Origin of the sequence: Wenyingzhuangia aestuarii (assembly GCF_011927765.1) — a bacterium.
Classification (GTDB): domain Bacteria; phylum Bacteroidota; class Bacteroidia; order Flavobacteriales; family Flavobacteriaceae; genus Wenyingzhuangia; species Wenyingzhuangia aestuarii.
Genome location: NZ_JAATJG010000012.1, coordinates 24505 through 40817, shown reverse-complemented (window position 1 = coordinate 40817; position 16313 = coordinate 24505). Strand labels below are relative to the sequence as shown.

General features: G+C 33.7%; 8 protein-coding genes. All 8 read left to right on the top strand.

Annotated features, from left to right (window positions below; genetic code table 11):
• Window positions 1–19 precede the first annotated feature (19 nt).
• Window positions 20–1852: a sulfatase-like hydrolase/transferase gene (locus GGR97_RS11560; RefSeq protein ID WP_167898682.1), complete on the top strand. Its 1833-nt coding sequence runs from the start codon at window positions 20–22 to the stop codon at window positions 1850–1852.
• Window positions 1853–2063: 211 nt separating this feature from the next.
• Window positions 2064–5768 carry a VPS10 domain-containing protein gene (locus tag GGR97_RS11555; protein ID WP_167898681.1) on the top strand — a complete coding sequence of 1235 codons (3705 nt, stop codon included), beginning with the start codon at window positions 2064–2066 and terminating at the stop codon, window positions 5766–5768.
• Window positions 5769–5806: 38 nt separating this feature from the next.
• Window positions 5807–7432 carry a sulfatase-like hydrolase/transferase gene (locus GGR97_RS11550; RefSeq protein ID WP_167898680.1) on the top strand — a complete coding sequence of 542 codons (1626 nt, stop codon included), beginning with the start codon at window positions 5807–5809 and terminating at the stop codon, window positions 7430–7432.
• Window positions 7433–7554: 122 nt separating this feature from the next.
• Entirely contained in the window at window positions 7555–8919 is a 1365-nt protein-coding gene (locus tag GGR97_RS11545) for a sialate O-acetylesterase (RefSeq protein WP_167898679.1), read from the top strand.
• A gap of 264 nt (window positions 8920–9183) precedes the next feature.
• Window positions 9184–10983: a metallophosphoesterase family protein gene (locus tag GGR97_RS11540; protein ID WP_167898678.1), complete on the top strand. Its 1800-nt coding sequence runs from the start codon at window positions 9184–9186 to the stop codon at window positions 10981–10983.
• 12 nt (window positions 10984–10995) lie between these two features.
• Window positions 10996–12261 (top strand): family 16 glycosylhydrolase, encoded by a 1266-nt coding sequence (locus GGR97_RS11535; protein ID WP_167898677.1) that lies wholly within the window; start codon window positions 10996–10998, stop codon window positions 12259–12261.
• 11 nt (window positions 12262–12272) lie between these two features.
• Entirely contained in the window at window positions 12273–13529 is a 1257-nt protein-coding gene (locus GGR97_RS11530; RefSeq protein ID WP_167898676.1) for a glycoside hydrolase family 117 protein, read from the top strand.
• A gap of 212 nt (window positions 13530–13741) precedes the next feature.
• Complete coding sequence (locus GGR97_RS11525; protein ID WP_167898675.1) at window positions 13742–16264, top strand: glycoside hydrolase family 2 TIM barrel-domain containing protein; 2523 nt, start codon at window positions 13742–13744, stop codon at window positions 16262–16264.
• The last annotated feature ends 49 nt before the right edge of the window (window positions 16265–16313 follow it).

Genomic DNA, 16313 nt, shown 5'->3' with positions numbered 1-16313 from the left:
TTAAAAAACGAAAAGAATTATGAAACTAAATAAAGCAATATTGCTATGCTTGTTAGCCTTTATTTTTTTGCCTAAAACAACATGGGCACAAAAGCAACAACCCAACGTACTTTGGATTTTAACAGATGATCAACGTTACGATGCTATTAGAGCCTTTAATAAAATGATTGATGGGAAAGAAATGAGTAAGTTAGGTTATGTAGAATCTCCAAACGTAGATAAATTAACTAAAGAAGGAACTACGTTTATCAATACCTATTGTCAAGCTACAGGTTGTGCACCATCTCGTGCTTCTATGCATTATGGTCGTTATCCATTTCGTTCAGGGGTGTATGAGTTTGAATATCATAACAACAATGCATCAAGCTCTAAACCAACTTTACCAGAACAAATGGCTACGTTAGGGTACGAAACTTTGCATATTGGTAAATTAGGAGTTCGTTTAAAAACCAAAGAAGGTGGAAAGCTAAAATCTGCTAAAATGTACCAACAAGACATTAGTTTTAAAGAATTAAGAAAAGATGGTTTAACGGGCTGGGGTAAAGATTGGTTTGATGAAATAAATGGAGAAAAAATAAAAAGACAAAACGTAGAGTTTTTTGTAACTGAAGAGGGGGAATTTCAATATATCTCTAAAGAATTAGAAAACAAATTGCCAAATTATAAGGGGACAGCTAAAAAAGCAATGGAAGAGTATGATTTACTTAGACATTATAACAAAAAGAAAGGACCACTTACTCCGTTTACTCCAGGTATATTAGCCGGTGTAAGTTCTAGAAAAGCAGGAGAAACAAGAGATGGTTATTACACTCAATTTTTTAAAAAATATTTAGATAATGAAAATAAAAAATTTAAAGCAGGTTCTAGAGAATTTAAAGGTGTAAACCCAGATAAACCTTTGTTTTGTCAAATAGGGTTCGATTTTCCTCATACACCAGTACTACCACCAGCGAGCTACAGAGAACGTTTTAAAAAACATACTTATAACGTACCTTCTTTTGATAAAAAAGAGTTAGAAACAATGCCTAAACAGTTAAAAAAACAAGTAGAAGCGGGTTATTCTGACCATTTTAAAGATGCAGAGAAACAGAAAATGATTCAAGATTATTATGCTTTTTGTGCCTATGGAGATGCATTAGTTGGACAAGCAGTTGATGATTTTGTTGCATATAGTAAAAGTAAAAACCAACCCTATATGATTGTCTATGTCTGTGGAGATCATGGATGGAAATTAAATGACCACGGATCTGTTTCTAAATTTTCTTCTTGGGATATAGATAGCCACAACCCAATAGTGGTCGTTTCTTCGGATAAAAAAGCATTTCCAGCAGGAAAAGTGGTAAAAGACTTTACAGAGTTTGTAGATATTGCCCCAACAATTATGGCTGCAGGAGGTGCCGATTTAGAAAAATCAGAATATGCATATTTAGACGGTTTAGACATGCAGAAAGTAGCATCAAAAGAAGCCCCTAAAAGAGATTATATTGTGGGAGAAAGTCATGCAGTAACAGGACCAAGAGCTTACATTCGTACTAAAGATTATGTGTTTTCTATGCAAACTCGTCCTACTAAAAAACGTGGAGAAGATATGAATTGGGCTTTAAATGCTAGTTATAAAGAACTAGATCCTGCTTTGTATTACATGAAAAAAGACCCTCATGAAATTAACAATTTAGCTTTTGATAAAAAGTATGCGAAGATTGCAAAACAAATGAAAGAAAAGTTAATCAATATTGTTTTAGGAGATAATCGAGTAGAAGTTAATTGGGGGAAAAGAGGGGATGGAACTCAAGTTTTTCATAGCAATTTTGCTCCAGGAGCACATGATTATAAATTGATACTAAAAAAATAAGTTTTTAGTTTTTTAGAATTTAAAAAACAGTTTAGCCTAAGAAAATTTTTAGACTAAACTGTTTTTTTGATTTTAGTTGTTCATTGAACAAACAAATAGATTAACCATTATTTACACATAAAAGAACATATCGTCTGTTTGTTTATTGTCTTTTGAGCTAATATTACGAATCGTTAAGTTCTATAGAATTTAGAGCATCTAAAAAAGGCATATGCATAAAATTACAAACCCAAAAAGAAGAGTAGTCTATAGAGTCCTATTTTTGTTATGCTTACTAGGAAGTATAACAAATTCAAATGCACAATATGGTGGAGGATCAGGAACAGACACAGATCCTTATCTAATAAAAACAGCAGCACATTTAATAGCCTTATCAACCAATACTAGTCATTGGAATAACAAAGCTTTTAAGTTAACCAATACTATTGATATGTTTGGGCAATCTTTTAGTCCCATAGGAAATTTAACCACAGTTTTTAGTGGTTCTTTTGATGGAAATCATCACAAAATAAAAAACTTAACAATTGCTCCTAACGCAGCAAATGTAGGAACTGGTTTGTTTGGATGTTTTAAGGGAGTAGTTACCAATTTAGGAATAGAAAATATAAGTATTACAGCAAGTGGAATCTCTAGAGTTGGTGGGGTTGTAGGGTATATGACAGGAGGTTCTGTTACCCAGTGCTATACAAAAAACGGAACGATCAATGTAGGTTCTTCCGGGTGGGCAGGAGGAGTTGTGGGGGTTTTGTGGGATGCTGCAATTTGTACTGTTCAAGACTGTTATAGTTCTGCTAACATAACAGCAAGTTGGGGTTCTGGAGGTGTAGTAGGAGCTACAAGAGGTCAGCACATTATTGATAGAGTTGTTTTTTATGGAGCTATATCTAATAACATAGCCATTACTACCGTTCAAGATGACAATCCTACGGGAGGAAAAAATGGTAAAGCACCCACACATTCTTTTTATGCAAGTAGTACAGGAGCATCAGATACTAATGCAATAGCTTTAAATACTAGTGAATTACAAAACAAGAGTAATTACAATGCCTTTGATTTTTCTACTATTTGGAAAATTGACGAAACATTGGGGTATGCAGTTTTAAATACTATTAATGTAGTCGCAGAAATTCCGTTTTTCGAGAAAATTAAAACACAAAGAGTAACATCAAGCAATAAAGTAGTTTGGAAAAGTTTTGGACCAGGAACTTCTGGTTATTGCGAAGAGTTTTGGTGTCATCCTACAGACCCTAATGTGATGTTTAGTGGGCCAGATATGCATGCAGCTTTTGGAACCTGGGACAATGGAAAAACGTGGCAAACCTTAAAAGATTACGATGGTACAGGAGTAGATTTAAGACGTGTTATTGATATTAAATTTTCCTTAACAAATCCAGATTATGGAATGTTGTTTGATAACAACCAAACAGGAAGTAGTACGAGCGGGAAAATTTTTGAGACTCAAGATAGAGGAAGAACTTGGACCTATTTAAAAACAATGGGTAAAGCCCATTCTAAATTAGCAGTCCACCCTACAAACGACAATATTTGGTTTTTAGGAGCTGGTGATTTTTGGAACGTAAAAGAAAATCACAGAAGCTTAACAAAGCCAAACGGAATTAAAATAGGAAGGGCAGACTATGGCTATGTATGGAAAACGACAGATAAAGGAAAAAATTGGAGAAAAGTAGCGACTGCAATTTCATCAGATTTAGATGTTGGTAGAATTATTTTTAACCCAGCAGATCCATCTGTCCTAATTATGGCCACAGGGCAAGGAATGTTTAGAAGTACAGATACGGGAGAAACATGGACGGAAAGTGCTACCGGATTGCCTCATAATTTACCCAGGGATTTAACTTCGTATTATAATAAAGATACAGGAGAATTTATACTATACACAGTAGAACAAACCCAATACACTCCTAACGGGACAAGTATTACGACTACTGGGGGAGTGTATAAAAGTACAGATGCAGGTTTAACTTGGCAAAGCATAACAGGAAACTTAGGACTAAACCTTCAGGTAATAAATAATTATTGGGTAAGAGATCGATATCATAGAGCAGTAGCATATTGGTTGGGAATTTCAAAAGCAGCATCCAAAAATACGTATACTACCTACCCTACTTGGACACTACCTGTTTATAATAGATTGGTCGTGAATCCTATTGATAAGAACGAATTGTATTTGGTACATAATAAAAAACACGACAAAGGTTTTGGACCAGGAGATGTATGGAAGTCCGAAGATGGAGGTGCTACTTGGTTTGCTTGTGCTAGAAGTGGATCTTATTGGATTCAAGAAGAAAATAAATCCTATTGGGAAGCTAAAAACAATCCAACTGGAGCTAATATTGATTTTGCGCATTTACAAGTAGCTCAAGATGAAGGAACCGAAGGTGCTGGAACTAGAATGTTAGCTATCAATTCAATTGGTCAGGTCTTTACAGGAATAGATCAACAATTACTACGATCTAACAACAAAGGAGTTTCTTGGTCTCAGGTTGATGATGATGAAACATCTGAAGGAAGTAATAAGTGGATTGGACGAGGAAACACAAATTTACCAGGAAGGTTTTTGTTGTTAGAAACAGGAGTACCAGGAAGAAAATTATTGTGTAGTGGTGAACATGGATTATGGCAAACTACTGATATTGGAGATTGGCCTGATTCTGATGCTGTAGCGGTTGAGCAAATAGAAGGACAAGTACATGATCATAGTGGAAATCACGGAGCACATTCTATTTCTACAGTTGCCGTTCACCCTAACAATCCTAATATCATTTACTTTATAGCTTGGAGACAAGAACACAGAGGGAAATTTAGAAAATCAACAGATGGAGGGAAAACTTGGGAAAACATAGCCACTATTTTTGAAGCCGATAATGGATCCTGGGAATCTGTAGGAACTCAATATTCTTTAATTATAGATCCTGTAAATCCAAATAATATCTATTTTACTTCTATATATAAGCCTATTTCAGAAATTGGTGGTGGAAAAAATATAGATTTAACCAAAGGAGCATATGGAGTGTATCGCTCTACGGATGGTGGATACAATTGGTCGGTTAGTAATGATGATTTTCCTGCAGGATCTAGTATCAATAGAATTGCTATGCATCCAGACAAGCCTCAAGTAATTTTTGCGGCTATGAATCAGTGGGGAACTAATGATTCAGGCGGATTGTATAAGTCTGTAGACGGAGCTGTAAACTTTGCTAAGATGACTATTCCATCGGTGATAAAGTCGGTAAATAATATTTTTATAGATAGAAATACCAAAGATTTATTTATTGCTACCGGATCACGTTCTGGTACTTTAGAAGGTGGTGGTGTTTGGAAAAGTACTGATGATGGAGTTACTTGGGAACGAATTTTTGAAGCTCCTTATGTATGGCAAATAGAAGTATCTCCAGCCAATTCTGATATAATTACTATTTCTGTAGCTGCTCAAGTTCCAAATAAAGTTGATGAATTTTTAAATCCAGGAGCATATTTATCTCAAGATGCAGGACAAACATGGATTAAAATAAATAAAGGATTGGCACATTCAGACAGAATTGTAGATTTAAAACCAGATCCAGTAAATCAGGATGTCTTGTGGTGTGCTGGTTGGGGAAGCGCTTGGTACAAAGCAGTAATTCAAGTAGAAAATTTAGCTAGCCAAAAAGAGACAATAGAACCCAAGGTTCGTTTGTATCCAAATCCTGTTCAAGGAAATCAATTATTTATTGCTGGAATTTCTGAATTGGAAAAAACTGAATATAGAATTGTAAGTATTCATGGGAAAACAATAAGCTCAGGAATGTTTTTAAACAATACACTTGATGTTTCTAGCTTGCAAAACGGAATGTATTTACTAATTGTTAAATCATTAAACATAAATATAACACGTAAAATAATTATCCAAAAATAAAGCTATAGCACTTGTTGTAGTTAATGAATCAATAAAATATGAATAAACTAAAAAAAGTAACATTACTAGTTTGTGGTTTGGCAACTTTCTTTGCAAATGCACAAAAAAAACCGAATATTATTTTGTTATATGCAGATGATATTAGCGCTCGTGAGTTACCCTTTTACGGGTCGGATACCTGGAGCTTACCTAAAGGAGGAAATTTAAAAGGTGGAGATACGAAAGATGTGAAATACAGAGCTAAGACTCCTGTATTAGATGCGTTAGCAGAAAAAGGAGTGTATATAAAAACAACATGGGCAGCTACGGTTTGTGGACCAAGTAGAGCTATGATGATGACAGGTAGATATGCTCATTTACACAAATGGTGGCACAATAGTGATAAAGGAAAAGCTCCTAATGGAAAAGGTTCTTGGGATTTGTATAAAAGTTCTCCACACTCTATTTCTATGATAGCTAAGAAAGGTGGTTATGCTACTTATTGGGCAGGAAAAACACAAATGAATATCAAAGGATTTGAATTTGATGAAGGTTGTTTTACACCTGGAGAAGGATCGTATAATAAAGCTATTCATACCACAGATTTTAGATTAGAAACTAGAAAAGAAAGTGGTAAGAAAAAGATATTTAATGCGGATACGGGGGAGCAATTAACTCAAAAAAGTTATGTGCAATCAGGGTGGTATTGGAAACCTCATGTACAATTAATGAACAATCCAAACGCTAAAAATTATTTAGAATGGTGGCCTAATGATCAAAAATCTAAAAAAGAATTTGGACTAAATACTTTTGGACCAGATGTTGAATTAAAATATGTTTTTGATTATATGGAAAGAAAAGAAAAAGAAGACAAACCTTTTTTTATTTATCATACCAGTCATTTAGGACACGATGCCTTTGATTTTTTACATCCTAAAAGTGGAAATAAATGGCCAGGAACTCCAAAAATACATTGGGATGGAAAAAAATATACACGTACAGAGCCTAATATTACAGGAGATCATGGTGTGTATAATACTCACGGAACTATTACAGAAGATGGAATTCACAATCATGTAAACTATTTAGATTATCAAGTTTCTTTGTATATGGAAAAACTAAAAGAATTAGGAATAGAAGACAATACGATTTTTATTTTTTGTGCAGATAACGGTACAAGTGGCTACGGAAAATCTAGCCCTGTATCTCAAAGAGGAACACACGTTCCAATGCTTATTTATGCACCTGTTTTAAAAATGACCAAACAAGGGGAGCAAGATGTATTGGTAAATATTTCCGATGTTTTGCCAACAATTGCAGATATTGTTGGAGTTAAAATTCCAAAATCCTACGAAATTAATGGAGAAAGCTTATTACCTTTTTTAACAACAAAAAAAGAAAAACATAGAGAGTGGATTTATGGGTACCACAAAGGAACTCAAATTATAAGAGGAAATTTAGTGATGAAAGATGGAAATAATGTTTGGTGCGATGTGAGTAAAACTCCTTCTGATTTAATTAGTTTTCCAAAAATTAAAGATTGGAGTAAGGTAACTGCTGCTCACAGAAAACAAAGAGATGAATTGTTACAGATTATTCCAAGATACAATTTACATGAGAGCCAACACGATGCTCCTAAAAACGGCTATGGAAAAGTAGCTCCTTTGACAAGAACATCAAACTAATAAGAGAAATTTTTTTTTTATATGGGATGTTTTTAGTGTTTAAAACATTCGTTAAATAACATAAAATTAAGAAGTACAAAATGATGAAAATAACTATAACTGTCTGTTTCTTTATACTTACAATGTCTACAAGAGCACAAACAAAAATTGCGAGTATTTTTGGAAATCATATGGTATTACAACGAAACTCAAATGTTCAAATATGGGGTACAGATATTCCTAATACAGACATAAGTTTAGAGGGAAGTTGGGGACAAAAAGAACAAGTAAAAACAGATAAAAAAGGGCATTGGAAAACAACTTTAAAAACTACCAATGCTGGAGGGCCTTATGTTTTAACAGTAAATGGATCTGATAAAATTATTTTAAAAGATATTCTTTTAGGCGAAGTTTGGATTTGTACTGGACAATCTAATATGGCAATGCCTTTAAAAGGAGGTCCAGGACAAGAATTAGAAAATAGCAATAATTTAATTTTAAACAGTTCAAATGCTAATCTTCGATTTTTCACGGTTTCTAGAGAAGTAAGTAGCACTCCTTTAAATTCTTGCAAAGGAAATTGGGAAGTATCGTCTCCAAAAACAGCCGCTAATTTTAGTGCGGTAGGATACTCCTTTGGAAAAAGACTTCAAGAATATTTACATGTTCCTATCGGATTAATTTCGAGTAATGTTGGAGGTACTCCTGCACAGGCTTGGACTCCCAAAGAAACCATTGTAAAAGAGTTTCCGGAGTATAAAAAGGATTTTACTAAAAAACAAAACACAAAATCAGCAACCGTTTTATATAATGGTATGATTCATCCTTTAATTCCGTTTACCATTAAGGGAGCAATTTGGTATCAGGGAGAAGGAAATAGATGGGATCCAGAGCAATACGCAAGGTTATTTCCTGCTATGATTAAGAGCTGGAGACAAAATTGGAAGCAGGGTGTATTTCCGTTTTACTTTGTACAATTAGCACCTTTTGGAAATAAATTAAAAGGTTGGGTTGGAGTGCAACAAGCACAGTTAAAAACCATGTTAACGCTTCCTAATACAGGAATGGCAGTAATTAATGATATGGGATACAAAACAAGAATTCATCCACCTAAAAAGAAAGAAGTAGGAGAGCGTTTGGCACTTTGGGCATTGGCTAAAGATTATAAAGTAGAAGGAATTCAATATTCAGGACCTATTTATAAATCCATTAAAATAGTAGGAAGCAAAGCTTTGATTGATTTTGAGGAAGCTCCTTTAGGAATTACAAGTATGGGGAAAACTTTAAAGGATTTTGAAATTGCAGGAGAAGATGGAATTTATTATCAAGCAAAAGCTAAAATTATCAACAAAGGAACTGTTTTACAAGTTTGGAATGATGAAATTAAAAAACCAAAAAATGTACGATATGGTTGGCAAAGCTATATAGAAGGGTCTTTGTTTAATACAGCAGGTTTGCCAGCATCGTCATTTTCTACAGAAGGATGGAGTCAAATTTTTAAGAAATAAGATTCTTGTTAAAAAGGTAATAAGATCATTGTATAAATCTCTCTTTTTAAGAGCTTGTCTAGTAAAAATCTAGTTGAGTTTTTTAGATGTTTCTTTTTTCTAAAAAAGTTAAAAGAAGCATATTTTATAGATAAATAAACGACATATGGTTATTTGTTTTTATCTCTGAATGGATTCTAGTAGCTTTATCTATCCTAAAAAAGTAAACTCATTTTAAATTCTAGAATTTGAGTTGGTTTGTTAACGTTTTTAATCATCAGTAATATGAATAGTCGTTTAAAAAAAACAATAGGATTTGTGTTGTTATTTGTTTTGAGTTTTAGTTATGGACAAAACCCTACAGGAATTTCTGATAAATTAGCAAAAAACAAAATTTGTTTTGCCTTGTATACCGTACATGAACAAACTTTAAAGTTAACAGCTCAGTTTTATCCTGTAAAAAATTACGATCCTTTTGAAGCTACTTTGCAAATCAAAAACAATGGAAAATGGGAAACGGTTCAAGAAGCTAGAATTCAATACCCAGGTTATACAGCACACTTTAGAATAGAAGATTGGGACGATGCTCAAAAAAAAGAATATCGTGTAGCGTATAAAAATCAGTTTTTTTATAATGGGATTATTCAAAAAAATCCTAAAGAGAAAGAGGAAATTATAATGGCAGCATTTTCTTGTTGGTCTATTTATAAAAAACATGGAGGACAAGGTCCTGCGGACGATATCCTTAATAATTTAAAAAAACTACAACCTGATGTATTGTTTTTTGCAGGAGATCAATCTTATGATCATAGTGATCATTATGGTTATTGGTTAAAGTTTGGCGAAGTCTTTGGAGATATTATTAGAAATACACCCACTATTGTAATTCCAGACGATCACGATATAGGTCAAGGTAATTTGTGGGGTGACGGAGGACGAAAGGCTGCAAATAGAGATGGAAATAATGGTGGGTATTACATGCCTGTAAATTATATAAAAGAAGTAGAAAGAGCGCAAACTAGTCATTTACCAGATCCGTATGATCCTACACCAGTAGCACAAGGAATTGGAGTTTATTATACCGATTACAAGTGGGGAGGGATGAGTTTTGCTATTTTAGAAGATCGTAAATTTAAATCGGGACCCAAAAGAGTTTTAGGAAAATCTAGATTTCATGATACTCGTGAAATGGATGTAAAAGAAGCCACTTTGTTAGGCGATAGACAGTTAGATTTTTTAGAAGCTTGGACTACCGATTGGAAAGATGCTGAAATGAAAGCTGTTTTATCTCAAACCATTTTTGCCAATGTAACTACCCATTCGCCAACGCTAGACAAAAAACAAAAGTATAGCGTAGATTCTAACGGATGGCCACAAGCAGGACGAAACAAAGCCTTATCTGTTATTCGTAAAAGTTTTTCTTGTATGATTGCGGGAGATCAACATTTAGGATCGGTACTACATCATGGAGTAGAAGACTGGAACAATGCAGGATATTCCTTTGCTGTGCCTGCTGCTTCTAATTTTTGGATGCGTTGGTTTAAGCCCGATGCTCCTGGAAAAAATCATGTAAAAGGAATGCCAGATTATACGGGAGAGTATTTAGATGCTTTTCATAATAAAATGACGGTCTTGGCCATTGCAAATCCCGAACATAAAGACAATACCGAAAAGGTGAATTTATTAAACGGTAGAGCTTCTGGGTATGGAATTATTCGTTTTAACAAAGCATCTAGAAATATTACTTATGAGTGTTGGGCAAGAAATGTAGATATGTTTGCTCCTAACGCCAAACCTTATAACGGATGGCCTGTAACCTTTCATCAAACAGATAATTTTTTAATTAAAAACGGATACCAATTACCCCAATTAAAGTTGAATAAAGAAAATCAGGTAGTGACTGTAAAAAATCAATATACCAAAGAGGTAATTTCTTCTTTAAGATTAAAAGGAAAGATGTATCAGCCTACAGTTATGTATCCAAATAGATATACTATTGAAGTAGGGGAAGGAGCTAATACTCAACGTTTTTTTGATGTAGAAGCGCTTAAGAAAAATAAAAAATCAATCAATATAAAATTGTAAAATCTATAAGAGATGCAAAAAATAGTTAGCTTATTGTTCGTGTTCGTATGTGGAATATCTGTACAAGCACAATCGGGACCCCCAGAACCACCTATAGGAAAACGTTGGGTAATGAATCCAGATTTTTCAGATGAATTTAATGGAGATAAATTAGATGCTTCTAAATGGTACGATTATCACCCAAAATGGAAAGGAAGAGAACCAGGGCTTTTTTTAGCCTCTCAAGTATCTGTTAAAAATGGATACATGCAAATTAAAGGAGAAAAATTAAAAAAAGACACCATTGTAAAAGCATATGGTAGAGAGTTAACTTTTAACATTGCAGGAGGAGCGGTAGTTTCTAAAAAGGCTGCGTTTTTAGGTTATTATGAATGTAGGGTAAAAGCAGCAGCTACTACCATGTCTACTACATTTTGGTTTTCAACAGATGGAGTAGAAAAAGGACCTAATGGCTGTGATAAATATGGGCAGGAATGGGATATTCAAGAATGTATTGGTAGAAGCGGAGATTTCTTAGGAAATCATTTTGCAAATGGAATGAATTCCAATGGACATTTTTGGTATACAGACTGCAATAAGAAAAAACACGATTTAAGAGCTCCGGCTGTAAAGTTTCATCATAATGAATTAGCTTCTAAAGACTTTCATGTATATGGAGGTTGGTGGAAAAATGAAAAACAAGCAAGTTTTTATTACGATGACAGAGAGCCTAAGCATATGAAGTTTTATGATCAAGTGGTTGGGAAACCATTTAATAGACCTATGTACATGCGTATGGTGTCTGAAACTTATCCTTTTCCATGGATAGAATTACCAACAGATAAAGAATTGGCAGATCCGACCAAAAATACAGTTTATTATGACTGGGTAAGAGGTTACGATTTGGTAGATGTAAGAGCTAAAAACGTTGATCAGTCTTACGAAATGGGATTAGATTTATATCATGAAAGTATCATGTTTTCTAATACAGAAATTGATGTGTTAGCTACAGATGAATTAAAAATTCCTTTGACTTTTAAAGTAAATCAACCTAGAAAAATTTACATAAAAGTTTCAGAAATTACAGATAGATTAACTCAAAAATGGAACAAGAAAATAGTAGAGAAAACGATAGAAGTGTATCCAGGCTATGGAAATATGGAAGTAGATTTTAAATTAAAAAACAACTTATCAAAATCGTCTACGTATATAGTAGAAACTTTTCTTTACAAGTTAGAAGGATCTATCAAACCCAAAGATGCTTTGGATACCAATACATTGTTTTTAAAAGTTAAATAATAAAAAATAGTATGATAAAAAAACTAGTTTTAAGCTTAGTAATTTCGGGAATCATAGTGTCTTGTCAAGAAAAAGATACCTCAGAAAAAACACTAAATAAAGAACAGGGAGGTTTTCCATTTATTTTACCAAAGGAAAAACCAAACAGAAAAATGAGTGCAGCTATGGAGCGTATTTATACAGATTACGACACTCCAGAACCGCAACATAACGAGTTGTTTAGTCAGTTTAAGTACACAGAGTTAAAGGGTTTTGATTATCATAATCACGATGGAACTATTTCTCGTAGAGATCCATCTAAAATTATAAAACACAATGGGAAATACTATATGTGGTATACTTATAGAAATACACCCACTCCTCCTCAAGGAGCTGCTAATTCTACGGATGTAATTCCTTCATCAGATTGGGATTTGTCAGAAATTTGGTATGCTACTTCTAAAGATGGTTTTACTTGGGAAGAACAAGGGGTGGCTATTCAACGACCAGAAAAGCCAATGGTAGGTTGGAGGTCTGTAACAACTACGGATATTTTAGAGTGGAAGGGGAAATACTATTTATATTATCAAGGATTTATGGAAGCAAGCGGAAAGCGTGGAGATGATTGCCCTGTAGCGGTTTCTTATGCAGATTCTCCTGATGGACCTTGGACTCCACACAATAAAATTGTAATTCCAAATGGAGCTAAGGGTGAGTGGGATCAGTTCTCTATTCATGATCCTTATCCGTTAGTACATAATGGAAAAGTATATATTTATTATAAATCTGATTTTGGAAAAAAACCAGATTTAGTACGTATGCAAGGCTTAGCTACAGCAGATAATCCTTTAGGACCATTTACAAAACATCCATTAAACCCATTAATTACTTCGGGCCATGAAACAAGTTTATTCCCGTTTAAAGAAGGTGTTGCTGCTTTGGTTTATAAAGATGGACCGGAACACAATACCATTCAATACGCTAAAGATTGGGTAAATTTTGAAATTGCTTCTATTACAGAATTAATGCCTTATGCAGCGGCTCCATATGTTGCAGATGCTTTTACAGATACAAAAAATGGTAGAGGAATTACTTGGGGAACAGCACATCTTATTAATCTAGGAGGTAAAGGAAAAACACATTCTATGTTACTACGTTTTGATTGTGATTTAAGTCAAGATCTTCACGATCCTGAAATGAAACAACATAGAGTTAAGCACAAGCCAGATGCATATTTTAGACAAGGATTAAGTAAAAAACAGATAGATAGAATAAAAGTAAATCCATAAGAAATTAAAACAGTAAGCTTAGTGTAATTGTATTGTAATCAGTTGTTTGTTGTTCTGGTCTAGTAGATGTTGAGTGATTTTTTAGAGATTGATTGTTAGAATTAATCATATGTATTATGTTTTAGTTTAATACTGCTGATGATTTTTGATTCTAAAAATTACTTTTACTTAAGTCATAATAAAAATTCACCAAAAATAGAAAGTAATAAGATATGAGGAATCAAGTAGTAAAAAGATTAATATCGTTTTTTGTTTTGTTGATTGTAGGGAATGCAATCAATGCACAAGAAAGAACACATGATTTTAATTTTGATTGGAAATTCAACTTAGTTAAGGATACTAAAATTCCAGCAAACATTCCTTTAGAGGATGCAAAATGGAGAAATATTAGATTACCGCACGATTGGAGTGTGGAGTTTTCTTTTGATAAAGAATTAGAAGGAGCTACAGGATATTTGCCAGGAGGAGTTGGATTGTACCAAAAACATTTTAAAACTCCGGTGGATGTTAAAAATCAAAAAGCTTTTATTTTGTTTGATGGTGTTTATAACAACGCTACCTTTTGGTTAAACGGAAAAAAGTTAGGAGAAAATCCTTATGGATATTCACCAACGTATTTTGATTTGACCAACAAATTAAAAACAGATGGTTCAGAAAATATATTAACGGTTCATGTAGATCATTCTCGTTATGCAGATGGACGTTGGTATACAGGAAGTGGAATTTATAGAAATGTAAAATTAATTACTACAGATAATTTACACATTCCTATTTGGGGAACTTATGTAACTACTCCAGAAATTACCAATGCAAAAGCAGCCGTAAAATTAGAAACCAAAGTTAAGAACGATGGTGGTAAAAGAGCCAAGTTTACGTTAAGTACTAAAATTTATGATGGTAACAATGTATTGGTTGCTAATCAAGAAAACACTTCAAGAGTTTCTTCAGGAAAAGAAATAGCAATTACACAAAATTTAGAAGTTTTAAATCCAAAGTTATGGGATTTAGATACTCCACATATGTACAAAGCTATAACAGAAGTTGTTTGTAATGGAAAAGTAGTAGATGCTTACACAACCCCTTTTGGAATTAGAACTATTGAGCACAGCAAAGAACAAGGGTTCTTTTTAAATGGTAAACCAACGTTTGCCAAAGGAGTTTGTATTCACCACGATGGTGGTTTGGTAGGAGCAGCTGTTCCTAAAGGAGTTTGGAGAAGACGTATTCAAGCTTTAAAAGATGCTGGGGTAAATGCAATCCGTACTTCTCATAACCCGTTTTCTGAAGAATTTTACGATTTATGTGATGAAATGGGAATTTTAGTACAGGCAGAAATTTTTGATGAGTTTGACAATCCTAAGGATAAGCGTTGGAACATGCAAGAAAGAGAACCAGATTATATTACAGAAGGATATACAAACCATTTTCAAAAATGGGCAGAAAGTGATTTAAAGAGATCTATTTTAAGAGACAGAAATCATCCTGCTATTTTTGAATGGAGTATTGGTAACGAAATAGAATGGACATATGAACACTACCGTCACGTTAGTGGATTGTGGGATCCAGGTGCAAAAAGTTACTGGAACAGAATTCCAAACATTTCTGCCAAAGAAATGCAAGACCGTTATAAAGCTTTACCAGATAGAAAATACAAATTAACAGAAACGGCTAAAAGATTAGCAGGTTGGGTAAAAGAATTAGACTTATCTCGTCCTGTAACAGCCAACTTAATTATTCCTGTAGCAAGTTTAGCTTCTGGATATGCAGATGTTTTAGATATCGTAGGTTTTAGTTACCAAGTAAATCAGTACGATTGGAGTAAGAAAAACTATCCCAATATGCATTTTACTGGAAACGAAAATGCAGGTACTTGGGAAGAGTGGAATTCTATTATAGAAGACCCTATGATTTACAGTATGTACATGTGGACAGGAATTGACTACATGGGAGAAGCAAACAGAAAATGGCCTAACAAAGGATGGGACGGAGATATTTTAGACTTTACTGGATTTAAAAAAGAAGGATGGGATCATTTTAAATCTATTTGGGTAAACAAACCTCATGTTTCTGTAGGAACTTACCCTGTAAAAGATTCGTTAATGGTAGATGAATTAAGTGGTAAAGTAAAAATACAATCGGCTAAATTCTTAAAATGGAACAATAGTCGTGCGCAAAAAAACTGGAACTACAAAAAAGGACAAACAGTTATTGTAGAAGTACCAACCAACTTGCATAAAGCAGAATTATTATTAAACGGTAAGTCTTTAGGATGGAGATCTTTAAGTGGAAGTCCTGATAGAATTTTACGTTGGGCAGTTCCTTTTGATCCAGGTACTTTAGTAGCTAGAGGAGGATTTGATGGTCATGAGGTGGAGTATGAGTTAAAAACAACATCTGAACCGGTAGCTATAAAGTTAACTACAGATAAAACTAGCTTAGATGCAGATGGGTATCAAGTAGCACATGTTGTTGCTCAGTTGGTAGATAAAGACGGATTAGCAGTAACTACAGAAAATGTAAAACTATCTTTTGATGTAGAGGGAGATATAAAGGTTTTAGGAGTAGATAATGGAGCTTTAGATAATATACAAGATTATCAAACCAATAGTTTAGTAACCTCTAAAGGTCGTGCCTTGTTATTGGTACAATCTTTAAAAAATAAAAAGGGAGCAGTTATTATTAAAGCTACTTCTCCAAAACTAAAAAGTAATTTAGTGATGATAGAAGCTAAGTAATAAATAAACTAAAACGGTATTTGAGACTTAACTAAGTCTCATTGCCGTT

Excerpts from the sequence above, each read along its gene's own strand:
- GGR97_RS11550 (WP_167898680.1), top strand. The coding sequence starts at position 5,807 with ATGAATAAACTAAAAAAAGTAACATTACTAGTTTGTGGTTTGGCAACT.
- GGR97_RS11560 (WP_167898682.1), top strand. The coding sequence starts at position 20 with ATGAAACTAAATAAAGCAATATTGCTATGCTTGTTAGCCTTTATTTTT.
- GGR97_RS11535 (WP_167898677.1), top strand. The coding sequence starts at position 10,996 with ATGCAAAAAATAGTTAGCTTATTGTTCGTGTTCGTATGTGGAATATCT.
- GGR97_RS11545 (WP_167898679.1), top strand. The coding sequence starts at position 7,555 with ATGTCTACAAGAGCACAAACAAAAATTGCGAGTATTTTTGGAAATCAT.
- GGR97_RS11555 (WP_167898681.1), top strand. The coding sequence starts at position 2,064 with ATGCATAAAATTACAAACCCAAAAAGAAGAGTAGTCTATAGAGTCCTA.
- GGR97_RS11530 (WP_167898676.1), top strand. The coding sequence starts at position 12,273 with ATGATAAAAAAACTAGTTTTAAGCTTAGTAATTTCGGGAATCATAGTG.
- GGR97_RS11540 (WP_167898678.1), top strand. The coding sequence starts at position 9,184 with ATGAATAGTCGTTTAAAAAAAACAATAGGATTTGTGTTGTTATTTGTT.
- GGR97_RS11525 (WP_167898675.1), top strand. The coding sequence starts at position 13,742 with ATGAGGAATCAAGTAGTAAAAAGATTAATATCGTTTTTTGTTTTGTTG.